This window comes from Shewanella sp. SNU WT4, assembly GCF_006494715.1.
Classification (GTDB): domain Bacteria; phylum Pseudomonadota; class Gammaproteobacteria; order Enterobacterales; family Shewanellaceae; genus Shewanella.
Map to the genome: position 1 here is coordinate 2,014,129 of NZ_CP041151.1, position 23,327 is coordinate 2,037,455.

Annotated in this window: 22 protein-coding genes and 1 pseudogene; 17 read left to right on the forward strand and 6 right to left on the reverse strand. The window is 44.9% G+C overall.

The genetic code is table 11. The annotated features are described in order from the left end of the window. Window positions 1–3: 3 nt before the first annotated feature. Window positions 4–378 carry a diacylglycerol kinase gene (locus FJQ87_RS09010; protein ID WP_140932349.1) on the reverse strand — a complete coding sequence of 125 codons (375 nt, stop codon included), beginning with the start codon at window positions 376–378 and terminating at the stop codon, window positions 4–6. Between the two features lie 107 nt (window positions 379–485). Here FJQ87_RS09010 and FJQ87_RS09015 point away from each other — a divergent pair, with 107 nt between their 5' ends. After that, window positions 486–1,331 carry a DNA ligase gene (locus FJQ87_RS09015; protein WP_140932350.1) on the forward strand — a complete coding sequence of 282 codons (846 nt, stop codon included), beginning with the start codon at window positions 486–488 and terminating at the stop codon, window positions 1,329–1,331. Window positions 1,332–1,435: 104 nt separating this feature from the next. Here the strand turns inward: FJQ87_RS09015 and ylqF are convergent, their stop codons facing one another. Both ylqF and FJQ87_RS09025 read right to left on the reverse strand, forming a co-directional pair. Further along, window positions 1,436–2,380: a ribosome biogenesis GTPase YlqF gene (gene ylqF / locus FJQ87_RS09020; RefSeq protein WP_140932351.1), complete on the reverse strand. Its 945-nt coding sequence runs from the start codon at window positions 2,378–2,380 to the stop codon at window positions 1,436–1,438. 64 nt (window positions 2,381–2,444) lie between these two features. Further along, a complete protein-coding gene (locus FJQ87_RS09025; RefSeq protein ID WP_168195167.1) occupies window positions 2,445–3,287 on the reverse strand; it encodes a 2OG-Fe(II) oxygenase family protein in 843 nt (280 codons plus the stop codon). Window positions 3,288–3,389: 102 nt separating this feature from the next. Here FJQ87_RS09025 and FJQ87_RS19025 point away from each other — a divergent pair. Both FJQ87_RS19025 and FJQ87_RS09035 read left to right on the forward strand, forming a co-directional pair. Then, window positions 3,390–4,281, forward strand: a pseudogene (locus FJQ87_RS19025) (bifunctional methionine sulfoxide reductase B/A protein). Window positions 4,282–4,653: 372 nt separating this feature from the next. After that, entirely contained in the window at window positions 4,654–5,973 is a 1,320-nt protein-coding gene (locus tag FJQ87_RS09035) for an IS4 family transposase (RefSeq protein WP_140930149.1), read from the forward strand. A gap of 52 nt (window positions 5,974–6,025) precedes the next feature. On the opposite strand, the gene rne is transcribed toward FJQ87_RS09035, so the two are convergent. Beyond that, on the reverse strand, window positions 6,026–9,319 hold the full coding sequence (rne, locus tag FJQ87_RS09040; RefSeq protein WP_140932353.1) for a ribonuclease E: 3,294 nt from the start codon (window positions 9,317–9,319) through the stop codon (window positions 6,026–6,028). A gap of 574 nt (window positions 9,320–9,893) precedes the next feature. On the opposite strand from rne, the gene rluC reads away from it, so the two are divergent. The 3 genes from rluC to FJQ87_RS09055 all read left to right on the forward strand — a co-directional run bounded on the left by rluC (window position 9,894) and on the right by FJQ87_RS09055 (window position 13,030). After that, entirely contained in the window at window positions 9,894–10,853 is a 960-nt protein-coding gene (rluC, locus tag FJQ87_RS09045; RefSeq protein WP_140932354.1) for a 23S rRNA pseudouridine(955/2504/2580) synthase RluC, read from the forward strand. 7 nt (window positions 10,854–10,860) lie between these two features. Then, window positions 10,861–11,511 (forward strand): HAD-IA family hydrolase, encoded by a 651-nt coding sequence (locus tag FJQ87_RS09050; protein ID WP_140932355.1) that lies wholly within the window; start codon window positions 10,861–10,863, stop codon window positions 11,509–11,511. Window positions 11,512–11,761: 250 nt separating this feature from the next. Next, the gene (locus FJQ87_RS09055) at window positions 11,762–13,030 is read left to right on the forward strand and encodes an IS4 family transposase (protein WP_140932356.1); all 1,269 of its coding nucleotides are present in this window, start codon (window positions 11,762–11,764) and stop codon (window positions 13,028–13,030) included. A gap of 116 nt (window positions 13,031–13,146) precedes the next feature. On the opposite strand, the gene FJQ87_RS09060 is transcribed toward FJQ87_RS09055, so the two are convergent. After that, window positions 13,147–13,746 (reverse strand): nucleoside triphosphate pyrophosphatase, encoded by a 600-nt coding sequence (locus tag FJQ87_RS09060; RefSeq protein WP_140932357.1) that lies wholly within the window; start codon window positions 13,744–13,746, stop codon window positions 13,147–13,149. A 271-nt stretch (window positions 13,747–14,017) separates the two neighbouring features. Here FJQ87_RS09060 and yceD point away from each other — a divergent pair, with 271 nt between their 5' ends. From yceD to FJQ87_RS09115, 11 genes are all read left to right on the forward strand, one after another. Continuing rightward, a complete protein-coding gene (gene yceD / locus FJQ87_RS09065) occupies window positions 14,018–14,542 on the forward strand; it encodes a 23S rRNA accumulation protein YceD (RefSeq protein WP_140932358.1) in 525 nt (174 codons plus the stop codon). Between the two features lie 17 nt (window positions 14,543–14,559). Further along, on the forward strand, window positions 14,560–14,730 hold the full coding sequence (gene rpmF / locus FJQ87_RS09070) for a 50S ribosomal protein L32 (protein WP_011496728.1): 171 nt from the start codon (window positions 14,560–14,562) through the stop codon (window positions 14,728–14,730). A gap of 14 nt (window positions 14,731–14,744) precedes the next feature. Next, entirely contained in the window at window positions 14,745–15,773 is a 1,029-nt protein-coding gene (gene plsX, locus FJQ87_RS09075) for a phosphate acyltransferase PlsX (RefSeq protein ID WP_140932359.1), read from the forward strand. 9 nt (window positions 15,774–15,782) lie between these two features. Continuing rightward, window positions 15,783–16,742 carry a beta-ketoacyl-ACP synthase III gene (locus tag FJQ87_RS09080; protein WP_140932360.1) on the forward strand — a complete coding sequence of 320 codons (960 nt, stop codon included), beginning with the start codon at window positions 15,783–15,785 and terminating at the stop codon, window positions 16,740–16,742. Between the two features lie 44 nt (window positions 16,743–16,786). Further along, window positions 16,787–17,713 carry an ACP S-malonyltransferase gene (gene fabD, locus FJQ87_RS09085; RefSeq protein WP_140932361.1) on the forward strand — a complete coding sequence of 309 codons (927 nt, stop codon included), beginning with the start codon at window positions 16,787–16,789 and terminating at the stop codon, window positions 17,711–17,713. Between the two features lie 10 nt (window positions 17,714–17,723). Beyond that, window positions 17,724–18,470 (forward strand): 3-oxoacyl-ACP reductase FabG, encoded by a 747-nt coding sequence (fabG, locus tag FJQ87_RS09090; RefSeq protein ID WP_140932362.1) that lies wholly within the window; start codon window positions 17,724–17,726, stop codon window positions 18,468–18,470. A gap of 164 nt (window positions 18,471–18,634) precedes the next feature. Next, the gene (gene acpP / locus FJQ87_RS09095) at window positions 18,635–18,868 is read left to right on the forward strand and encodes an acyl carrier protein (protein WP_140932363.1); all 234 of its coding nucleotides are present in this window, start codon (window positions 18,635–18,637) and stop codon (window positions 18,866–18,868) included. A 144-nt stretch (window positions 18,869–19,012) separates the two neighbouring features. Further along, a complete protein-coding gene (fabF, locus tag FJQ87_RS09100; RefSeq protein WP_140932364.1) occupies window positions 19,013–20,251 on the forward strand; it encodes a beta-ketoacyl-ACP synthase II in 1,239 nt (412 codons plus the stop codon). A gap of 145 nt (window positions 20,252–20,396) precedes the next feature. Then, window positions 20,397–20,768, forward strand: coding sequence for a hypothetical protein (locus FJQ87_RS09105; RefSeq protein WP_140932365.1), 372 nt, complete (start codon window positions 20,397–20,399; stop codon window positions 20,766–20,768). A gap of 102 nt (window positions 20,769–20,870) precedes the next feature. Further along, entirely contained in the window at window positions 20,871–21,347 is a 477-nt protein-coding gene (locus tag FJQ87_RS09110; RefSeq protein ID WP_140932366.1) for an acyl-CoA thioesterase, read from the forward strand. 25 nt (window positions 21,348–21,372) lie between these two features. Next, window positions 21,373–22,302, forward strand: coding sequence for an NAD(P)-dependent oxidoreductase (locus FJQ87_RS09115; protein WP_140932367.1), 930 nt, complete (start codon window positions 21,373–21,375; stop codon window positions 22,300–22,302). Window positions 22,303–22,428: 126 nt separating this feature from the next. Here the strand turns inward: FJQ87_RS09115 and cdd are convergent, their stop codons facing one another. Next, window positions 22,429–23,316 carry a cytidine deaminase gene (cdd, locus tag FJQ87_RS09120; RefSeq protein ID WP_140932368.1) on the reverse strand — a complete coding sequence of 296 codons (888 nt, stop codon included), beginning with the start codon at window positions 23,314–23,316 and terminating at the stop codon, window positions 22,429–22,431. Window positions 23,317–23,327 lie beyond the last annotated feature (11 nt).

Consider the following 23,327-nt stretch of genomic DNA (forward strand, 5'->3'; position numbering starts at 1 on the left):
TTACTAATTAATAACAAGATCAATGAGGACTAACGCCCAAGTGATGCCGCATAAGGCTAGACTCATAAATACGGCGGCAGAGGCAATATCTTTTGCTCTACCACTGAGCGGATGAATTTCATCACTGATCCTATCGACTACGGCTTCTATCGCTGAATTGAGTAATTCGGTGATAAGTACAATAAATACCGTACTAATTAACACCAATTTTATGATCAAAGCTACGGGCAATAAGATAGCTATTGGCAGTAAAATCGCCGCCAATATGGCTTCTTGTCTAAATGCCGCTTCATGCTTCCACGCTGCTGTTAATCCTTGCATCGAAAATCCGGTAGCTCGGATCACGCGTTTTATTCCATTATTGTTAGCCGGTTTCATTGATCACTCTAAGGCATTGGATTCTATTGAGGTTTACATTATATCAGTTTGTTTTTTTAGGGTTAAGTGAGTTTATACAATACTTAATTAAACATACTGAGGGGCTAATGATGCGCACCATTATTTTTCTGATGAGTTTTTTATGGGTGAGTAACCTAAATTCAGCGCCTATGGCGAAGTTGCAACTTGCAGGTAAGGATTATCATGGGGTCGATGTTGCTTTATATCTAGTGAGTGAGAAACTTGATGGTGTTAGGGGCTATTGGGATGGCAATACTATGTGGTCAAAGCAAGGCCATGTTATTCATTTACCACCAGAATTTATAGCCAACTTTCCGAATACGAGTTTAGATGGCGAGCTTTGGGCCGGGCGCGGTAAATTTGAGCAAGTGCAGACAATGCTTGCCAGTTTTCAGCCTCATCAAGGTCAAAAGTCGATACTGACACCACAGCCACTTAAATATATGGTGTTTGATGTACCGCATCTAGATTTGCCTTTTAATGAGCGATATCAATGGGCTTTGACGCATCTGACTGGGATAAATCCCACGCTTGAAGTGATAGAGCAATACTCATTAACATCACAACATGAGTTAGCGCACCAACTTGACGAGGTGATAGCCGCTGGCGGGGAAGGGCTAATGCTGCACCTTGCGAGCGCTAAGTATTTACCCGGCGATAAGCAAGCACTCATAAAAGTTAAACCTTATATGGACGCTGAAGCGACTGTGATTGGTTATGTGGCTGGAAAAAAAGCCTTGATTGGCAAGATGGGGGCGTTAAAAGTGAGAACCGCTAATGGCGTAGAGTTTGCCATAGGTACAGGGTTTAGCTTACAAGAAAGAAATCATCCACCTGTGATTGGCGCTGTGATTACTTATCGATATCAAGGATTAACGGCTAAGGGAAAACCAAGATTTGCCAGTTTTGTGCGAATACGCAGCAACCCTTAACTGTGGTTTTAACGCCGCTATTATGGTTATAAAATTAATAACCGTAATAGCGGCGAAATAGTCAACGCCTAGTGCTTGAACCTTAACTATGTAGTTAAATCATGCTAGTCGTTGTGTCTAACACCTGAGCGGCGACGCTTTTCAGCTTCGAGTTGCTCTTGGCGCAGCGCTTCTTTCTCGGCTAACATGCGCTCAACTTCAAGTTGTTCTGCAATTGCCATCGTTGGGGTTTCTAGGGTTAACAACCCAATTTTACCGCTGCGATATTCGTGCAGTAATAATTCAGAAACCTTATGTAAATCAATATAGCCACCGGGTCTGCGAGCGCCGCGGCTAATGCCAATGGCTTCAAGCAAAGGTAGCTCTTCTAAATCAATGGTGGTTAACTTGTATCTTTGCTGCAATTCTTGTGGATAAGCATCACGCATAAAGCCTACCGCAAACATAGCGACATCTTCATATTCCATCGCGGTATCTTTGATTGCACCTGTCACCGCCAAGCGATAGCTAGAGGCCACATTATCTACTTTTGGCCACAAAATACCTGGGGTATCGTTAAGAACAATACCGTTACGCAGATTAATTCTTTGCTGTGACTTAGTCACCGCAGGCTCGTTACCGGTTTTGGCTATCACGCGACCAGCCAAGGTGTTGATAATGGTGGATTTTCCTACGTTAGGGATCCCCATGATCATAGTGCGAATGTCTTTTTCAGTATCGGCTCTATGTGGTACTAACTTGCGGCATAATTCTGGAATAATGCGTTTGATGAGCGCCGGTTGTAACGTTGTGACCGCCATGGCCTTAACGCCTTGCTCTTGCTCTAAGTGGGCTATCCATTGCTCAGTAACCACAGGGTCGGCTAAATCGCTCTTATTAAGCAATTTAATACAAGGTCTATCGCCCCTTAGTTGTTTCACTAACGGATTTTCACTGCTGTAGGGAATTCTAGCATCAAGAACTTCAATGACTAAATCTACGGTGGGCATGGCTTCGGCAATTTCTTTGCGCGCCTTATGCATATGTCCTGGGAACCATTGGATCGCCATAAGAGCTAAATATCCTGAGTCAAAAAATAATCGCAGCATTTTACCTTGTTATTGATCAAATTGCTCAATCAATCTGTTTGGTGAGTACGCCTAGGTCGATTAATCGCGCATTTAGCATCTCAGATGCGGTTGCTCGCGGTGATAACACTTGGTTTGGCGCTGCATGATAAAAAAATGGGATCTCTAAATTAGCTTTTTGGGTCCGAGAGTTACCTGTTTGCTCAACACGGTGACATAATGAGGGATACAGGCCTTGGCTGATTTCTGTCAGCATTTCGCCCACTATCACTAGCATAGTATTGGCTGCATAAGGAATTGCGTGCCAAGCGTGATTGATACGATATTCTAAGGCATTACTGGCGGTTAATGGTGTAATTGTCAGTAAGTTAATATCATGATGCGGGGCGCATGGATAAGCGCCAAACTCGGCGGAATCATTAAGCGGCGGATAATGGACTATACGCAGTAAATGTTGCTTATGCGGCGTAGTTAAACTTAGCGCTGATAACGGATGGTGTAAGTGTTGGGTGGCATTATCTATTAGCATGGTCATTAATTGTGAGCTGAGGGTGCGCGCTTGCTCAAAGTAGGCTTGAGTCATTGATTGTAAAGAAGCTGGTATTTTTGCTTCAGGCCTATAATGAAAAAATTCTTTGATGTCTTTGACACAGTGATCTTTGGCGGTTTCTGAAATTTCTAACGGGTAAAAGCCAAGTTGATCTTTGGGATGATATAAATAGTGGTATTTAGCAGGATCACTAAAGTAATGTTGCCAGTGCAGATTAAGGCGAGTCACTAATTCAAAATCAATGGGTGTTTGCTGTAATAGCACTATTCCATGTTGTTGTAAGCTTTGGCAAAAGTACTTGGCACAATCCTTTGCGCGAAAATCGATATTTATTAACATACTGCTCTCCATGTCGGCCTCAGTGTAAACGCAGGCCCTGGATGATGCAAGGCGTAAAATTGCACACTTATAGTTTAACACTATGAAATTGGAGAAGTTATCATGGCTGAATTAACTGAGTTTGAACGTTTTGTGATCGAACAAAAAGGCACGGAAGCGCCATATTCAGGGCAATATGACAAGCATAATGCCCCTGGTGTTTATGTGTGTCGTCGCTGCGAACAACCGCTTTATTTGTCTCAACATAAATTTCAAGCTCATTGCGGTTGGCCCGCTTTTGATGATGAAATTCAAGGTGCCGTGACGCGCCACGCTGATAAAGATGGTCGCCGAGTCGAAATCGTGTGCAGTCAGTGTGATGGGCATCTTGGCCATGTATTTAACGGTGAATATTTAACAGAGCGTAATGTTCGTCACTGCGTAAATTCTGCATCATTACTGTTTAAAGGGCAGGTTGAACATGAGTGAACCTATTGAGTTAGCGACCCTGGGCGGCGGCTGCTTTTGGTGTACTGAAGCCATTTTCTTAGCGATTAAGGGCGTGAAAACAGTCGCCTCTGGCTACAGTGGTGGCGAGGCTAGTGACGCAGATTATCGCCAAGTGTGCACAGGTAAGACTCAGCATGCAGAAGTGGTGCAGATAGAGTTTAATCCCAATGTCATCAGTTTTAGTGAGTTACTTGAAGTGTTTTTTGTGGCGCACGATCCCACCACCTTAAATCGGCAAGGTAATGATATTGGCCCGCAATATCGCTCAGTGATATTTTTTCATAATGATGACCAAAAAAATGAAGCTGAAGTGAAGATTATTGAAATTAAGCAGCGCGACAAACTAGAGATAGTGACTGAAGTGTCGCCCTTTACTCAATTTTTTGATGCTGAAACCTATCATCATAATTACTTTGAACAAAATAGTCAGCAAGGTTATTGCAAGTTTGTCATTCGACCAAAATTAACCAAAGTATTACAGCAATTTAGTGAGCGATTAAAATAGCATTTCACTCTTAGTTAGTATCCAATATCGCCAAAGCGCACTAGTTAACTATTGCGCTATGTTAGCGAGTTTCAGCAGTTAACCTCTAAGCATTTAAAATCGGCCTTAAGGAATGGGGCGAGTAGATTTGGTTGATTAAAAGTGGGGGGTTGAGACTAGATAAAAATACATTCCCAAGCGAGTAAACCTAACCCTCTTGAGTACTCAGTGGCAGTGGCTAGCTAGTTAAGTGAGACTGATTGCGGCTTAGTGACTCAAGGTGATAAAAATAAAAAAGCCATGCAATGCATTAATGCCGATCGTTTTAAGTAGTTGAACGATCTTTCAAGGGCTTCATAATCAGCCGCAACCTAAGTTGCAGCTGATTTTTTTATGTCTGAATTTTCTAAAGAGCTACTCGTTACCGCTGAATTTTTCCAAGCGCAAGATATTGATGTATTCGCCAAACATGTTCCCATGGATTGGGTGGCTGAGGCTGTGCAACAAACTGGCAGGGCCTCGCTTCGAACCCGCCGTTTCCCTGCAGAGCAAGCTGTTTGGTTGGTTCTAGGCATTGGTTTGATGCGTAACCGCTCGATTCAGCAAGTCTGTGATACGCTCTCACTGGCATTTCCCGACTCCAAGGGGGAGCTCCCGCCACTGGCGACCAGTAGTATCATCAAAGCCAAAGAAAAGTTGGGTTCAGAGCCCATGCGTTATCTGTTCAAAACAACCGCTGCACAGTGGGAAACACAGTGCGAATTTGATGAGATAGCGGGATTGAAATTGCTCAGTGTTGATGGGACGTATTTTAAGACGCATAACACTGAAGAAAACCATCACTTTGGCTTTGCACAAAGCACGGCTTCTTTTCCCTCTGTGCTGGCGGTCACCTTAATGTCTACTCGTAGCCACTTACTTTCTGATGCGGCTTTCGGGCCTGTTACCCACAGTGAAATTCACTATGCACAGCAATTGGTTGGCTCAGCTCCCGAGAATTCGCTCACGTTGTTTGACCGTGGGTTTATGTCTGCCGAATTGCTCATCAGCTGGCAAGAAAGCGGTGCAAACACCCATTGGTTAACCCCGATAAAGTCTAAGACCCGCTATCAAATTATCGAGTCATTCTCAGAGTATGACCATCTGGTTGAGATGCCGGTATCACCCCAAGCTAAACAGCAAGCGCCTTATCTGGGGGAGAGCTGGCAAGCCCGCCTTATTCTTATTCCGTCACCCAAAGGTGATATCAAAGGGTTTATCACGTCCTGCCTATGCCCCAACAGCTATCCAGTGAACGATTTACTCAAGGTGTATTGGCAGCGATGGGAGATAGAGAGGGGTTATAGTGAGCTAAAGCAATATCAACTGGAAAATAAACCAGTCCTGCGCAGTAAGAAGAAGGATGGGGTGTATCAAGAATTATGGGGGATCTTAACGACCTACAATATTGTTCGGCTAGAGATGGCCGCAATGGCAGTGCAGCATAAAGTTGAGCCACAGAGGATAAGTTTCATTAATGCCCTGTTTTTAATACAGGATGAGTTTGGTTGGAGTGACAGAGGGAGTCCGGGAGCGATTCCACAGCACTTAAAACGACTGAGGGAAAATGGCAAAAGGTTGATTTTACCCCCAAAGAGGAAGCGGCCCAGCTACCCGCGTGTGGTGCTAAAGAAAACAGTGAAATATCCAAGTAAAAATGCCACTCGCTCTTAAGCGAGTGGCATTATGCAATGCATGGCTTTTTTTATGCGTTATCAGACGTTAATTATGGGCGAGCCATTTCTGATGTTGCGCTATTGGCTTGACGAGGAGACTTAGCCTCGTCTTCAACTTGATGGCTTGGATACTCACGGCCTTTTGGGGCGTCAACTTGTGCTCGTACTTCAACCTGTGGTTTAGTCGTGGTCGACATTACCATAGTACCAAAGCGACTTGCAGCCTTAGGTTTATGAGTCGCTGCCACTGGCGCGCTTACCACTACTTCTGGCGTAGAGTCTACAATCGCTTTATCCAGTTTAGTTGGCGTAATTGCCGCAGGTTTTGCCATTGGCGCTTCTGCAATAACTTTAGATGTTACTGTAGCCTGAGTTTTCACTGGTTGTGTTTGAGTAGGAGCACTCGCTTCAACGGCAACAGCTGCTGCAGTCTTAGCTACTACTGGCTCAACCGCGTTAACTTCAGCAACGACTGGTTCAACAACAGTCTCAATTGCTTTTTCAACAGTTTCAACCACAGTTGGCGTAGCCGCTTCAGCAACCGCTTTGGCTGGTGAGGTCGCTTGTGCTTGGCTGCTTGATGATGACACTCTTGAGCTAGTAGCTACTGGCGCAGACTTAACAACGGCTAGTTCAGTGACTTCAACGGCTGTTTGAGTAGCAACAACTTCAGTAATAACGTTTACCACAGTCTCTACTGCAGGCGCTGTTACTGGTGCAACTTCAATCACTTCAGCAACCAATTCAACAACCACTGGCTGTGGCGCTGGCGTTTCTGCTTTAGCCGCAATTGCTTGTTGAGCATTGGCAGCTGCTTGGTTTTGCTCTTCAACTTGGTTTTGCTCTTCAACTGTTAAGAACACGGCTTTTTCGTGAGTGTCATCAAAACCAGCATCTTGCTCATCACGGCGACGGCGTTGACCAGCGGCGCGCAGATGACGTGGGCTACGACGATTACGACGTTGGCCTTCTTTTGCTTTGTCATCAGTCACATCAGTAACATTGTCACTATCAGCAGCAGTGTCAACTACAATGGCTTCATGACTATCAGAAACCAGGGTAGCGGTATTGACGTTAGCGATAACATCGTCAGCCACAGGAATGGTTTCAGCAGCGTTTACTGGAGCTAACTGTTCAGTCGCTTCATTTTGCTTAGGTTCTTGCTTGTCTTCAGCCGCTACTTTTTCCAATGGCTTTTGACGGCGAGGCTTAGCTGGCTTGGTCGCCTTAGGCGCTTCAACTTCGGTCGCCAGAGTTTGCACTTCAACCGCATCTTGGACTTCATCACCAACACGCACTTTGCGGCGCATATTGCGACGTTGACGACGTTCACGCGCAGCTTCTTGCTTTGGTGCTTCAACGACAGTCACTGGCTCTTTTGCTTTAACTTCGATTTTAGCTTCAGTGGTTTTGGCCACTTCAGGCTTAACACGCTTGTTATCACGGTTACGCGTTGGCGCATCAGTGGTTGTAGCAGTATCAGTGCGTTTGTTGCGACGGTTGTCTTTAGCATCTGCGGCTGCTGTGTCGCTGCTACCCGCTGCATTATTACGGCGAGTGTCATTACGACGACGGCGATTATCACGATTTTGCGGACGTGCATCGGTTTTAGCGACAGGTTCTGCAGCTGGCGCGGCATCACTGCTAAATAGTGAGCCTAAGGCTTTTAACAGTCTTGATATTAACCCAGGCTGTTCTACTTTTTTAGCTTCAACTGCAACCACTTTATCTTTTACAGGCGCGATAGGCTGAGTCGGTGCCGAGAAACCTTTTAATGCCGGCTGAGATGCTGCGGCACGCTCAAGTTTTCTTGGCTCATATAAGACAGACTCTGGCTTTTCGGTGCGCTTGTAGCTCACTTCTTGGCTTTCATCATCTTGACGGTGACGAACAACGCGATAGTCAGGTGTGGTCATATGTGCATCTGGGATGACATACACTTCAACGCCATGACGCTCTTCAGTGATCCGAATCGCTTTGCGCTTTTCATTTAATAAGAAAGCTGCCACTTCAACAGGAACAATGGCTTCGATTTGCGAAGTGTTATCCTTGATAGCTTCTTCTTCCATTAAACGTAAAATAGATAACGCTAATGATTCAGTGCCGCGAATAGTGCCTTGACCATGACAGCGAGGGCATAGATGCGCCGCTGATTCTTCAAGTGATGGACGTAAGCGTTGACGGCTCATTTCCATTAAACCAAAGCGAGAAATACGACCTAATTGCACGCGAGCACGGTCATGAGCTACGGCGTCGCGCAGGCGATTTTCAACATCACGTTGATGGCGAACTGGAGTCATATCAATAAAGTCGATAACAACCAACCCACCTAAATCGCGTAAACGTAATTGACGAGCAATTTCGTCAGCCGCTTCAAGGTTGGTATTCAGAGCCGTTTCTTCAATATCACCGCCTTTAGTTGAACGGGCAGAGTTGATATCGATAGACGTTAATGCTTCAGTCGGGTCAATAACGATAGAGCCGCCAGATGGCAGACGTACTTCGCGTTGGAACGCTGACTCGATTTGTGATTCGATTTGATAATGGGTAAATAGTGGCACTTCAGACTTGTAAAGTTTCACTTTTTCAACAAAATCTGGACGCACTAAACCAATGTGCATCTTAGCATCTTCAAATACCGCAGGATGATCGATGAGGATTTCACCGACATCGCGACGTAAATAGTCACGTATAGCACGGACTATGACGTTACTTTCTTGATGAATTAAGAATGGGGCAGGGCGGCTCAGAGCTGCTTCACTAATGGCTGCCCAGTGGTGTTGCAGTACATTAAGATCCCACTTTAATTCAGCAGCATCTTTACCAACACCAGCGGTACGCACGATTAATCCCATGCCGTTTGGCACGTCTAAATCAGCAATCGCGGCTTTAAGTTCAGTACGCTCATCACCTTCAATCCGACGTGAAATACCACCGGCGCGAGGGTTGTTAGGCATAAGTACTAAATAAGAACCGGCTAGACTGATGAAAGTCGTTAACGCAGCACCTTTGTTACCACGTTCTTCTTTATCAATTTGAACGATAACTTCTTGACCTTCCTGAACAACTTCACGAATGTTCGGACGACCTTGGAAAGTGTAACCTTTAGGAAAGTATTCTCTGCCAATTTCTTTTAACGGCAGGAAACCATGGCGTTCTGCTCCGTAATCTACGAAGGCAGCTTCCAGTGAGGGTTCTACGCGGGTAATTTTACCCTTATAGATGTTGGATTTTTTTTGTTCATGGCCTGGGCTTTCAATATCCAGATCATACAGTTGTTGCCCATCTACTAGGGCTACGCGCAACTCCTCTGATTGAGTTGCATTGATTAACATACGTTTCATGATGACGTGATTCTTCTTGTTTCGCGTCACCAAACAGCGCGTTCGGTGCATTACGGGCCTATTACTCTGGCTCAGCCTCACGGCTTGCTAATTGGCGTTGGGGTGTGCATCACTGTTCGACGCATCGCTGCGTGTCACACCTATTTATGGCTTATTTTTTAGTAATTCAAAAACAAGGAACCGGTATACACCAACTCCATAAATGTTTGTTTCATCCGTTAATGCCGAGTTCGAGAGCGTGGTCTGATGACTGGTTATCGTATAGTCGAATTCGGTTGCAGCAAGCGCTAATTGGCATCAATGATGTCATTGAACTCTTAACTTGTTTAGCCGTAAAAAGCGTATTATCGAATTTCTACTCAAACTACGGCTTGCAAATCATTCATTTGCGACTAAGTAAAGTGCCATTTTAGCTTGCTTATCTGCCCTGATATTGGTGATTTGACGTGTAAAAAATGCCACGAAAGCCAATAACTGTAAGAATATAGCAACAATCAAAAAAATCAGCAACGAAAAGCCGCAATATCTTACGGCTTGTTGTACAATGCGGGTCGTTTTGATTAAGTGACAAGATATGACGAATAGTACAGTACAGCACCAGGTTGAGCTGGTTGACATTAATGAAGATAACCTTGACCAAAGAATTGATAACTTTTTGGTGACCCGTTTAAAAGGCGTGCCTAAAAGCATGATTTATCGGATCATCCGTAAAGGTGAGGTCAGGGTTAATAAAAAGCGTATTAAGCCCGAATACAAGCTGCAGATTGGGGATTGCGTGCGCATTCCACCTGTGCGGGTTTCTGAATCTAGCACATTAAATGCACCCTCGCCAAAACTGACGCGCGTGGCTCAACTGGCAGAACGTATTCTATTTGAAGATTCTCATATCTTAGTGCTTAATAAGCCTGCAGGTATTGCTGTTCATGGTGGCAGTGGCGTTGATTATGGTGTGATTGAAGCATTGCGCGCCTTATACCCAGAACAAAAGTTTTTAGAACTCGTTCACCGTCTTGATAAAGACACATCAGGCGTACTCTTGGTGGCTAAAAAACGCAGTGCGCTTAAGCATATGCATGATCAACTACGCACTAAGAAAATGCAAAAAGATTACTTGGCACTAGTGCGCGGTGATTGGCAAGCTACTGATAAAGCGGTGAAAGCGCCGTTACTCAAGCTGACCTTAAAATCAGGAGAGCGCATTGTTCGAGTGAATCCTGAAGGTAAAGTATCAGAAACTCGCTTCAAAATTATGCAGCGTTATGATGGTGCGACCTTAGTGCAAGCCAGCCCTATTACTGGCCGAACACATCAAATTCGTGTCCATTGCCAGTTTACTGGGCACCCGATTGCTTGTGATGATAAATACAGTGAGCAAAAGTTTGATGATTCTATGCGTGTGCATGGCCTGAATCGCTTATTCTTGCATGCCGCACAATTACAATTTATTCATCCAGCTACTGAAGAAATTCAAGTAGTGAAAGCGCCGCTTGATCCCTTACTCGAAACTGTGTTGTCTAAGCTTAAAAGGAAGTAGGCAGTCTATGCGTCAGCAATTTGATCTTATCGTGTTCGATTGGGATGGCACTCTGATGGACTCAATCGGTAAGATCATTGCTTGCGTAGATAAACTTGCTTGCCACCTGCAATTACCTGCGCCATCAGAAGCTCAAACCCGCGCGATCATTGGCTTGTCGTTAGCTGAAGCTTTAGCCACTTTATTTCCGCAAGTGCCGTTATCATCGCAATTGTTAATCGATATTTTTAGGCAGCAGTTCATTGAAGTCGATGCTGTGCCGACGCCTTTATTTGTTGGGGTGGAATCGCTGTTGCAGCAATTAACCGAGCAAGGTTTTACCTTGGCGGTAGCAACGGGGAAATCTAAAGTTGGACTTGATACGGCATTGCAACAAACTGGACTCGGTCATTATTTTAAGGCGAGTCGCACCAGTGATGAATGCAGTAGTAAGCCACACCCGCAAATGCTGCATGAGATAATGCAGCAATTAAACATAGATGCCGCAAGAACTATCATGATTGGCGATTCACGGCTAGATATGCAAATGGGGAAAAGTGCTGAGGTTGCGACCATAGGTGTGAGTTATGGCGCGCAAGATAAATGCTTGTTAGCCCTTGAGCAGCCTATGGCTATTGTCGATAGTATAGAGGCCCTCGCCGCACACTTTCGTCAGTAAGCATTCTTTCTAGCTATCAAAAAAGTCAGTCGCCAACAAGGTTTATTGCTAACTAAAGTATCCTAGCTTGGAAGTGGCACTGTTAGTTTGATGGTAACCGCAGCAGCCATGCTGCGGCATTGAATTATCCAAGTTATAGCATCATCATAGACAGGATCTTAAGAGTTAACGCTTTTATTTAGATAGAAAAATGGCCTTATTTGTGATCTGATAATTGTCGCCAAACAAACCATCAAGCACAAAAAGGCCAGTGATGATTATCTCTCTTAAAAAGCAGTTTATGCAATTCTTTAGCGCTCACTTTCTTCAAAAAACGGCAAAAAATATTGGCCTCATGAAACGATGTCGAGCGATTTTGCCCGAACAACTTGTACTCAGTCTGATTTCGGCGCTCAGTAAGGGGAATTGTACTTCAATTGCCGATCTGCTCAGGCAGTTCAACGGGATGTGTCTGACCGAAATGGATAATGTGGCTTACAAACCTTTTCACAATCAGCTCAGAAAAGAAGCTTTTCCTCTATTCATGCGTCAGTTAGTACAGTTTGCTATCGCACAATTTGCCCGGCAGCAATGTGCTCAATTACCCGATAAGATGTCTTGTTTTAATGATGTGTTGCTCCAAGATGGTAGTTCTTTTCACGTTCATAGGCAGTTGGCATCTGTTTATCCAAGCCGCTTTAAGCGTAACCCTGCAGCGATAGAGTGCCATATGACCATGTCTCTCAAAACCTTTAGTCCTACTGCAATGACGATTAGTGCCGACACGGCTTCGGAGAGAGATTATCTTCCTAAACCAGCAACGATGGACAACAAATTGCTGCTAGCAGATGCAGGTTACCCAGACTTTGATTACTTTGCCGAGCTTGAGCGGCATGGAGGGTTCTACATTTTTCGGGGAGCCAAATCCCTCAACCCGACGGTCATCGAAGCGAGGAACTGTAAAGGTCGAACACTGACTAAGTTGGCAGGCAAAAAACTCAAAGAGATTACGCGCCGCACCAATCGGACAGAGGTGCTTGATTTGGCGGTTTGTAGAGGCAATCAGACATTTCGGGTAATAAGACGCTGGTTTGCCGAAGAACAACGATTTTGCATTTGGCTTACTAATCTGCCACGAGAAACCTACTCTGCAGATGATATTATGGCAATTTATCGCTGTCGCTGGCAGATAGAGCTGATGTTTAAAGAGTTGAAATCTCATACTAACTGGCAGCGATTTGCTACAGCACAAAAAGCCATCGTTGATGGCTTAGTCTGGGCCAGTTTATTGGCATTGTGCATTAGACGCAGTACGGCACTGCAGATAATGCCTTCAGTTTCGTTATTCAAGGCTGCAAAGAATGTTGATGTGTGGCTGCTGCCCATATTTGAGTGCATTAGCCACAAATCATGGTCAGAAATAATAGATAAGATTGATTGGGCGATCCGTTATATAACGAAGAACGCCCCAAAAGCACAACAGAGAAAATCTAAGAAAGACATAACGTTAGATGGAATTTATGAACAGCTTAATGCTTAAGGTTCAGTCTATGATAGCATCATAACGTTATAACCTATTCAACGTTCTGGTACGAGGCGGTTAGAAACTGTCGGCTATGACTAATTACTTTGGTTAGCAATCATTCTCTACATCTGTTACTTCAATAGATGATCACCTAATATATCTATGCCAACATTGGCAAGCATCTCACATAAGGCAATTAGCGGTAATCCAATCAAGCTATTCGGATCTCGGCCCGTCATAGATTCAAACAAGCTAATACCTAAGCCTTCACACTTAAAACTGCCAGCACAATATAAAGGCTGCTCTTTGTGGATGTAATTAGCAATTTGCATCGGCGTTAAGTGGCGAAATTTAACGGTAAAAGGTTCACAAATCACTTGATAAGAATTATTAGCGCTATCGAGCAAAGCTAAGCCGGTATAAAAAGTGATCGCTTGGCCGCTGGCTAAGGCTAATTGGGCTTTGGCATTTTCGACTGTCATAGGTTTACCTATGATGGTGCCATTGATCACTGCAACCTGATCTGAGCCTATGATAAATTCTGCCTTATCTACATTAATGCAGGTCTTGGCTTTTTCGATGGCTAAGCGTTGCACTAATTGCTGTGCCGACTCATCCGCATTTGGTGTTTCATCGGTACTAGGCGCGCGACAATCAAAGTCGATGGCGAGTTTTTCGAGGCATTGGCGTCGATATGTTGAAGTGGATGCCAAAATTAAAGGTTGGGTCATACAAGAAGTCAGTGACTGATAAAGTGACAACATTGTCCATTTAAGGTGTTGACAGTGCAATAGCTGATATACTTTTGAGCATAGAGTGTAACCATTACGATATTCATGGGCTTTTTATGAGTTCAGTGCTTGTGCCAAGCCCAACCCTTGGGTAGAATTTCGCGTCCGTCAATTTCTTGGTGGGTGTTGGTCTGTCTTGATGAGAGCATGTCTCTCATATTGATAAATTTCTTTTGACTCCAGCACCGCCAAACTATAATATGCGCGCCTTATGCAAACAGTAAAGATACCGGTTTCAATTGATCCAACACGAGCAGCCACCAGTGGTCTGAATTATCATGGCTACATTCCTGGCTCGCAACTGAAGCGATTGAGTGAATTATGTGCCGGCGACTGTTCCGAAGTGAAAGTGTCTTTGGAATGTGGTTTAGATTTACAGGGGATAGTCTACCTGAAAGGGAAGGCTGTGACGGAGCTCACTCTGCAATGTCAACGCTGCATGACACTAATGACCACTGAGGTTACGGTCGACTTTTGTTTTAGTCCTTGTCGGACTGAAGCAGAAATCGATGAGCTCCCGGATGCGTATGACCCTATTGAGTGCAATGAAATTGGCGAAGTACGTCTGCATCAATTGATCGAAGATGAATTGATAATCGCTATCCCAATTATCCCACTACATGAACAAGCTGATTGTAGTTTGGGTAGCAAGGATATCGTTGTAGGCGAGATTGAATCCGCTCAACAGGAGCGTCCAAATCCGTTTGCAGTGTTAGAAAAACTGAAGAGCAAGTAATCTAGGAGACAGGGCCAATGGCTGTACAACAGAATAAAAAATCTCGTTCAAAGCGCGGTATGCGCCGTTCACATGACGCTCTGAGCACAGCTCAGTTGTCTGTAGACGCTACCAGCGGTGAACTGCACTTACGTCACAACGTAACTGCTGATGGTTTTTACCGTGGTAAAAAGGTAATCAACAAGTAATTGTTGCTTAGCTGATGAAAAATCTGACGCTTGCGTTAGATGTGATGGGGGGCGATTATGGCCCCCCAGTCACAGTGCCTGCAGCCTTGCAGGCGCTGGCATCTCACCCTCACTTATCTTTAGTGTTAGTCGGTGACGAGCTACAAATATCCCCTTTGCTTTACTCTTGCACTGCGCATACTCGCGCACGTATCAAGATCATTCATACCTCAGATGTTGTGACTATGAATGAAAGACCCGCACATGCACTTCGCAAAAATAAACAATCTTCCATGCGACTGGCGTTAGAGCAAGTTAAAAACGGCCATGCAGATGCGTGTTTAAGCGCGGGCAATACTGGCGCATTAATGGCGATGGCCAAAGTCTTATTAAAAATGCTACCAGGCATTGATAGGCCGGCATTAGTGACGAGTTTACCGTCGGCCAGTGGCAAGCCGGTCTATTTATTAGATTTAGGCGCCAATATTAGTTGCGACTCAGAAACCTTATTTCAATTTGCTGTGATGGGCTCAGTGCTGTATGAGTTAGTTGAAAAACAAACTCGGCCAAATGTGGCTTTGCTCAATGTCGGAATTGAAGAAATCAAAGGCAATGATCAAGTGCAACAAGCAGCACAATTGCTGCAATTTACGCCTCAAATCAATTACAGCGGATTTATTGAAGGCGATGATATTTATACGGGATGTGTTGATGTCATTGTCTGTGATGGTTTTGTGGGGAATATTGCCCTCAAAACATCAGAAGGAATTGCCAAACTTTTAGTGCACCAACTTAGAAAAGGACTGACAGAAGGGATTGTCGTTCGATTTTTGGCCAAACTGATAGCGCCTCGCATCCAAAAGGTGCTAAATCAGATGAACCCCGACCACTATAACGGCGCCAGTCTGTTAGGATTGCGCGGTATTGTAGTCAAAAGTCATGGTAATGCCGATCAAGCGGCCTTTTTGCATGCAATTAATCTTGCAATGACCGAGGCTCAACGTCGACTCCCTGAAATGATCCACGATCGTTTAGAGTCGATCCTTTTAGACATAAACAGCTGATTTCTCCTTATGTATACAAAAATTCTTGGTACCGGTAGCTATCTCCCGGCGCAGGTCCGTAGTAATCAGGATCTGGAAAAGATGGTTGATACCAACGATCAATGGATTGTTGACCGCACAGGTATTTCCGAGCGTCGTATTGCCGCTGCTGATGAATCAGTTGCCACTATGGGCTATGAAGCCGGCTTAAAAGCCTTAGAAATGGCCGGTATATCTGCTAGCGAACTGGATATGATCATTGTTGGTACCACCAGTGCTGATAATGCTTTCCCTGCTGCGGCTTGTGAAGTGCAAGCCTTACTTGGCGTGCGTACTATTCCTGCATTTGACATTGCCGCCGCTTGCTCTGGTTTCGTGTACGCCTTATCGATTGCTGATCAGTTTGTTAAAACTGGCGCGGCTAAAAAAGTATTAGTGATAGGCGCCGACGTGTTATCACGTTTTTGTCAGCCAGAAGATCGCAGCACTGTGATTTTATTTGGTGATGGCGCTGGCGCGGCAGTAGTAGGCGCGAGCACTGAGCCTGGCATCATCAATACCCATATTTATGCTGATGGCCGATATGGCGACTTACTTAAGTGCCCAATGCCATCTCGCGGCTTAGATACTGATGACGTTAATAACTTCATTACTATGAAAGGTAATGATGTATTTAAGGTTGCTGTTACCCAATTATCGCATGTAGTGACCGAGACTTTACGTCTTAACAATATTGATAAAAGCGAGATTGATTGGTTAGTACCACATCAAGCTAACTTTCGCATTATTTCGGCCACGGCTAAAAAGCTAAGCATGAGCATGGATAAGGTTGTAGTGACCTTAGGTAAGCATGGTAATACTTCGGCGGCATCTGTGCCGATTGCACTGGATGAAGCGGTGCGCGATGGTCGTATTCAACGTGGTCAATTACTGCTACTTGAAGCCTTTGGTGCCGGATTTGCTTGGGGCAGTGCGCTCGTTCGTTTCTAACTTGCATCTCTTATGCAACTTATCATCAATTAGGAAAAATAATAATGGAAAATTTTGCTTTCGTTTTCCCAGGTCAAGGCTCACAAAGCGTTGGCATGTTAGCTGAACTAGCAAGTCAGCACCCTATTGTTGAACAAACATTTGCTGAAGCTAGCTCTGTCTTAGGTTACGATTTATGGCAATTAGTCCAAGACGGACCGACAGAAGCATTAAATCAAACCGATAAAACCCAGCCGGCATTATTAACTGCCAGTGTTGCTATTTGGCGCGTGTATGTGGCCAGTGGCAAACCTATGCCTAGCCTGTTAGCAGGTCATTCATTAGGTGAATATTCTGCTTTAGTGTGTGCTGGCGTAATGGCATTTACTGATGCGGTTAAGTTAGTGGAACTGCGCGGTCAATTTATGCAGCAAGCCGTACCAGCAGGTACTGGCGCCATGTATGCCATTATCGGTTTAGATAATGACAGCATAGCTAATGCCTGTAATGAGGCTGCTGACGGCGAAGTGGTTAGCCCAGTTAACTACAATAGCCCAGGCCAAGTGGTCATAGCGGGTGAAAAGGCTGCTGTTGAGCGCGCTGCTGTTGCTTGTAAAGCTGCTGGCGCCAAAATGACAGTGGCTTTGCCTGTCAGCGTGCCATCTCACTGCGCTTTAATGAAAGGCGCGGCTGAGCAGCTCGCTGTGACTTTGGAAGATATTCAATTTTCAGCGCCTACCATTGCGGTAATTAACAACGTTGATGTTGCCATTGAGCAAGATAGCGCTGCTATTAAAGATGCCTTAGTGCGTCAATTGTATTGCCCAGTGCGCTGGACTGAAACTGTTGAATTAATGGCATCTCAAGGCGTTGAACAGTTATTTGAGTGTGGACCTGGTAAGGTATTAACCGGTCTGGCTAAGCGAATCGATCGCAGCTTAAAAGCTGCCGCCATTAACGACATAGCTTCAGTCAATGAGTTGATTTTATAAGGAATGTTGCATGAGTATTGCATTGGATTTAAGCGGTAAAGTAGCATTAGTCACAGGCGCTAATCGCGGTATTGGTAAAGCGATTGCACAAACTTTATTGGCTGCCGGAGCCCAAGTGGTCGGTACCGCAACCAGTGAAAAGGGCGCGGCTGCCATTAGCGACTATTTAGGTGAGCAAGGCTTAGGTTTAGTGCTTAATGTCACCGACAGCGCTTCTGTTGAGCAAGTGTATGCTGATATTAAAGCGCATTTTGGCGATGTTGATATTTTAGTGAACAATGCAGGTATCACTCGTGATAACCTTTTCATGCGAATGAAAGAAGATGAATGGGAAGACATCATAGACACCAACTTGACGTCATTATTCCGTTTATCTAAGCCGCTTATGCGCCCTATGATGAAAAAACGTCATGGCCGCATCATTAACATTGGCTCAGTGGTTGGTACCATGGGCAATGCAGGGCAAGTCAACTATGCTGCCGCTAAGGCGGGATTAATTGGATTTACTAAGTCGTTAGCACGAGAAGTCGCTTCTCGTAATATCACAGTCAATGCAATTGCCCCTGGTTTTATCCAAACAGATATGACCGATGAGTTGACGCTTGAACAACAACAGGCAATTATGTCGCAAGTGCCGATGGCACGATTGGGTCAGGCACAAGAAATCGCCAATGCAGTCGTGTTTTTAGCTTCTGATTCTGCGGCTTACATCACAGGTGAAACCTTGCATGTCAATGGCGGCATGTATATGGTGTAACGTTGAAAAACTGAGATTTTGTCGCAATTTGAGTAGCTATTTATCAACAATTTGAGCCTTATTACGTGGTTAGACCACAAAAACTAGACTTGCATTGTTTCTCAGATCTAATAAACTACTCGCAATCTTACGCAAGTGCGTAATTTGAATAGGAAAGAAAACTAATGAGCAACATCGAAGAACGTGTAAAGAAAATCATCATTGAGCAACTGGGCGTTAAAGAAGAAGACGTTAAACCAGCGGCCTCTTTCGTCGACGACTTAGGTGCCGATTCTCTGGACACTGTTGAGTTGGTTATGGCTCTGGAAGAAGAGTTCGATACTGAGATCCCTGATGAAGAAGCTGAAAAGATCACTACTGTTCAGTCAGCGATCGATTACGTTTCAAAGAATCAGTAATACTGAATTCCTGAAAACAGGCGGCAATTGCCGCCTGTTTTTGTTTCAGCACTATCAAGTTTGATAGTGCTGATAGAATAGATTTATTGAGTTTGTTTAAGCTGGCGGTGACCTTGTCACACCAACAAGATAAAGGTAATTAGCGTGTCAAAACGTCGTGTAGTGGTAACTGGCCTGGGTCTGGTGACCCCTGTCGGCAATACTGTTGACAGCACTTGGAAAGCATTGCTGGATGGTAAGAGTGGTATTGCCCCGATAACCAAATTTGATGCTAGCGAGTTTACGACTCGTTTTAGTGGTTCAGTGAAAGATTTTGATTGTGAGCAGTACCTTTCAAAGAAAGATGCTCGCAAAATGGATTTATTCATTCAGTACGGGATTGCCGCGGGTGTTCAAGCCATTAAAGATTCTGGCTTAGACATGAATAGCGAAAATCCGCAGCGCGTAGGTACGGCCATTGGTGCCGGCATGGGTGGTATGTGGTTGATTGAACAGAACCACAGCGCACTTGTTAACGGTGGCCCGCGTAAGATTTCTCCATTTTTTATTCCGAGCACCATTATTAATATGGTTGCCGGTCACCTGTCAATTATGTACGGCATGCAAGGCCCGAATTTCGCGGTTACTACAGCTTGTACCACAGGTGTGCATAATATTGGTTTTGCGGCGCGTACCATTGCCTATGGTGATGCAGACGTGATGCTGGCCGGTGGTGCTGAAGATGTCACTAGCCCATTAGGCGTAGGTGGTTTCGGCGCAGCGAAAGCGTTATCGACTCGCAATGAGTCACCAGAGCAAGCAAGTCGCCCTTGGGATAAAGACCGTGATGGTTTTGTGATCGGTGATGGCGCTGGCGTTATGGTGCTTGAAGAATATGAGCGTGCTAAAGCACGTGGTGCCACGATTTATGCTGAGTTAGTTGGTTTTGGCATGAGTGGCGATGCTTTTCACATGACATCACCACCAAGTGATGGTCGCGGCGCAGCATTAGCTATGGTTAATGCGATTAAAGACAGTGGTATCAGTATTGAGCAAGTGGGCTATATCAATGCTCATGGTACTTCAACGCCTGCGGGCGATAAGGCTGAGGCTGCTGCGGTTAAATCTGTGTTTGGCGATCATGCTTATAAAGTGATGGTGAGCTCAACTAAGTCAATGACTGGCCACCTGTTAGGTGCTGCTGGCGCAGTTGAAACCATCTTTTCAGTATTAGCGTTAAAAGATCAAGCCGTACCACCGACCATTAACTTAGATAACCCTGATGAAGGTTGTGATTTAGACTTCGTACCTCATCATGCCCGTCAAGCTTCATTTGATTACGCTTTATGTAATTCATTTGGCTTTGGTGGCACTAATGGTTCATTGCTGCTGAAAAAGGTATAACCTGGCTTAGTGAATAAAGCGCCTACGGGCGCTTTTTTTATGCCTTTACTAAACCAGAGCTAAACCACAGATTAACTCTTGCTCATTGGCTGTCAACTCGGCCGCTTTAAGACAATAATACTGTTTTTATGCGGAATTCCAGTCAATGATAAATCTAATCGTGATCCCTTGCGCGCTATCTCTTGGGGCGTTAACCGCCAATCTAACCGACTTTGCCCGTGGTGAAACTGCGCAGCGATTCCCACAACTGTCGTTAGGCTCAGTAACCCTGACTTTAGCCGTGATTAGCTATACAGTGATGTGGTTTGCCTTGCTGGTTAGTGGTATTTACTCATCCGATGGCGAAGGCTTTTTTGCCGGAATGGAGTTACTCGCTGTCTTTGCTATTGGCCTTGCCGTGTATTCGTTCACTCCGCTTAAAAAACTCATATCACAACAAGCTCAAATTTGGTTGTTTAGATTAGCTTTACCCATGATAGTACTTAGTACTTTCTTCATTGTAATGAGTTCTAAGTAATCTTAGTTAACTCAGGTCATTATCTAATTTGATTTCAATACTTTATGGGTAATCTCAGCAATTTGGCTTACAATTAAGTAAAAGTAATGATTTGAGTAAGCTATGGAACGACAACGTGCGATTACCTTAAGATTTTTGGCTGAGCCCACAGATGTGAACTTTGGTGGCAAAGTTCACGGTGGCGCTGTCATGAAATGGATTGACTTAGCTGCCTATGCTTGTGCAGCAGGCTGGAGTGGTCAATATTGCATTACTGTATATGCTGGCGGCATTCGCTTTGTTAAACCAGTTAAAGTGGGTAGCTTGGTCGAAGTCACGGCCAAAGTGATTTATACCGGCCGGACTTCTATGCATATCGGCATAGATGTGCAGGCGTGCGATCCTAAAACCCGTGAATTTGTATTAACCACTCATTGTATTGTCATTATGGTGGCCGTGGATGATGACGGTCAGCCAGCCGCTGTGCCTGAATGGGTCCCTGCAACCCCTGCCGATATTGAGCTACATAGCTCAGCTATCCGTCTCATGGAAATGCGCAAAAAAATAGGCGCTGAAATGGAAGCTCACCTCCATCTGTAATTAAAGGCCGGCAACGGCCTTTTTTATGCTGTTCAATTGTTCTCTGTTTGTTAAACTTGCAAAAAACAAACAGGAGACTGAGGTTATGGCGAACGTTGCCTTTATTGGATTGGGCGTTATGGGCTATCCCATGGCGGGACATTTAGCCAAAGCGGGCCATCAAGTACAGGTCTATAACCGCACTCAAGCTAAGGCTCGAGCTTGGGCTGAAGAATATGGCGGCAAGTGGCGCGCCACCGCTGCAGAAGCGGCAGCAGGATGTGACATTGTTTTTATCTGCGTGGGTAATGATGATGACTTACGCCAAGTGGTGTTAGGTGAGCAAGGTATTACCGAAGGTGTGAGTCCTGGCACTATTTTAGTTGATCATACCACCACATCGGCGGATGTTGCCCGCGAACTCTCTCGAATTCTTAAGTGTCGACAAGTGGATTTTATTGACGCTCCAGTCTCAGGCGGCCAAGCTGGCGCCGTCAATGGTACGCTGACTGTCATGATGGGCGGCAATGCGGAAACTATCGATAAAGTTACCGCTGTTATCAGTGCTTATGCGCGTTGCAGTCGACGTATGGGGGAGGTTGGCGCGGGACAACTCACTAAAATGGTTAACCAAATCTGTATCGCTGGCGTGGTTCAAGGCTTGGCTGAAGGTTTACACTTTGCTCGCAAAGCGGGTCTCGATGGTGAAGCCGTTGTTGATGTTATTCGCCATGGCGCGGCACAAAGTTGGCAAATGGAAAACCGTTATCAAACGATGTGGCAAGGCGAGTTTGATTTTGGATTTGCCATTGACTGGATGCGTAAAGATTTAGGGATTGCTTTAGATGAAGCTAGACGCAATGGCTCAACCCTTGCGTTAACTGCTTTAGTGGATCAGTTTTATGCCGACGTGCAAGCGATGGGCGGTAATCGCTGGGATACCTCAAGCCTGTTGGCCCGATTAGAAAAGAACTAGATCATTTTTAGATACGTTTTTATCGTTTAACTCGTAATCACTCGTGCTAAAAACTAACATGCCAGTCAATTGTATGACTGGCATGTTAGTTGAAAGGTGCTGCTAATAGGCTTAAGACGTTAGCGTCTATGCACTGGCAATCAGGCTCTCAAGTTTAACGTTAGATACCGAGGCTAAGCTGCTTTGACTCATGTCGGCTAATGATATTTGCCCTGCACTTGATTCAACCAATACCGCTCGCTGAATATCTTGATAATCTAAGCGGCGCAGATTGATGTGTGATAACGCCATTTGCATCGGCAGTAAACTTGGATTGAATGCCGCGTTTTCGGCGTAACGTCCAATCACATATTCGCCACTTTTCATCTCTAATACCACGGCGGCATGACAAGCCGAATAGGGCGCATAACTTATACTTGCTTGCTCTAATGCTGTTTGTACTAACTTATCATCGCTCGCATAAGTTAAGGCCACACTATGTTTGTGTAATAGCGGCGTTGTCACCCCTAAATCACTTGGACCAAAGGCATAAGGCAAGTAATAACTAAGCGGCGCCGTGTCTTGCTCAGGCAAGTGAATGTTAATGTTTTTTCCTAAGTGCAGCTCATTGATAAATTGACGGCAATGACCGCAAGGACTGGCATTAACAATTATGTCCTTAATTTCAGTCTCGCCCTTAATCCAGGCGTGACTAATGGCGCTTTGCTCGGCATGCACTGAATGATTAAGCGCTTGATTAGGTAGCTCTAAGTTCGCGCCCATATATAAATTGCCACTACCGCCAATGACTAGCGCACCCACATGAAAGTGACTAATGGGCGGGTTGGCTAACTTAGCTGCAATAGGCAACAGCGCTAAATAGACTTGCTGCAATGACAACTGACTTTTATCAGCAATATGTGACAATTGAGCACCTGACAAGGCACCATCGAATTGTTCGGTTAAAAAGGGCGCTAATGCGTCAGCTAACTGCGTTGGCATGGCATTTAATACTGATACGAACGGTGTTGGCATGAGTAATATTC

Bases quoted from the DNA above. Each gene is read 5' to 3' on its own strand.
- FJQ87_RS09010 (WP_140932349.1), bottom strand. From the start codon at position 378: ATGAAACCGGCTAACAATAATGGAATAAAACGCGTGATCCGAGCTACC.
- FJQ87_RS09015 (WP_140932350.1), top strand. From the start codon at position 486: ATGATGCGCACCATTATTTTTCTGATGAGTTTTTTATGGGTGAGTAAC.
- ylqF (WP_140932351.1), bottom strand. From the start codon at position 2,380: ATGGCGATCCAATGGTTCCCAGGACATATGCATAAGGCGCGCAAAGAA.
- FJQ87_RS09025 (WP_168195167.1), bottom strand. From the start codon at position 3,287: ATGTTAATAAATATCGATTTTCGCGCAAAGGATTGTGCCAAGTACTTT.
- FJQ87_RS09035 (WP_140930149.1), top strand. From the start codon at position 4,654: ATGTCTGAATTTTCTAAAGAGCTACTCGTTACCGCTGAATTTTTCCAA.
- rne (WP_140932353.1), bottom strand. From the start codon at position 9,319: ATGAAACGTATGTTAATCAATGCAACTCAATCAGAGGAGTTGCGCGTA.
- rluC (WP_140932354.1), top strand. From the start codon at position 9,894: ATGACGAATAGTACAGTACAGCACCAGGTTGAGCTGGTTGACATTAAT.
- FJQ87_RS09050 (WP_140932355.1), top strand. From the start codon at position 10,861: ATGCGTCAGCAATTTGATCTTATCGTGTTCGATTGGGATGGCACTCTG.
- FJQ87_RS09060 (WP_140932357.1), bottom strand. From the start codon at position 13,746: ATGACCCAACCTTTAATTTTGGCATCCACTTCAACATATCGACGCCAA.
- yceD (WP_140932358.1), top strand. From the start codon at position 14,018: ATGCAAACAGTAAAGATACCGGTTTCAATTGATCCAACACGAGCAGCC.
- rpmF (WP_011496728.1), top strand. From the start codon at position 14,560: ATGGCTGTACAACAGAATAAAAAATCTCGTTCAAAGCGCGGTATGCGC.
- plsX (WP_140932359.1), top strand. From the start codon at position 14,745: ATGAAAAATCTGACGCTTGCGTTAGATGTGATGGGGGGCGATTATGGC.
- FJQ87_RS09080 (WP_140932360.1), top strand. From the start codon at position 15,783: ATGTATACAAAAATTCTTGGTACCGGTAGCTATCTCCCGGCGCAGGTC.
- fabD (WP_140932361.1), top strand. From the start codon at position 16,787: ATGGAAAATTTTGCTTTCGTTTTCCCAGGTCAAGGCTCACAAAGCGTT.
- fabG (WP_140932362.1), top strand. From the start codon at position 17,724: ATGAGTATTGCATTGGATTTAAGCGGTAAAGTAGCATTAGTCACAGGC.
- acpP (WP_140932363.1), top strand. From the start codon at position 18,635: ATGAGCAACATCGAAGAACGTGTAAAGAAAATCATCATTGAGCAACTG.
- FJQ87_RS09105 (WP_140932365.1), top strand. From the start codon at position 20,397: ATGATAAATCTAATCGTGATCCCTTGCGCGCTATCTCTTGGGGCGTTA.
- FJQ87_RS09110 (WP_140932366.1), top strand. From the start codon at position 20,871: ATGGAACGACAACGTGCGATTACCTTAAGATTTTTGGCTGAGCCCACA.
- FJQ87_RS09115 (WP_140932367.1), top strand. From the start codon at position 21,373: ATGCTGTTCAATTGTTCTCTGTTTGTTAAACTTGCAAAAAACAAACAG.
- cdd (WP_140932368.1), bottom strand. From the start codon at position 23,316: ATGCCAACACCGTTCGTATCAGTATTAAATGCCATGCCAACGCAGTTA.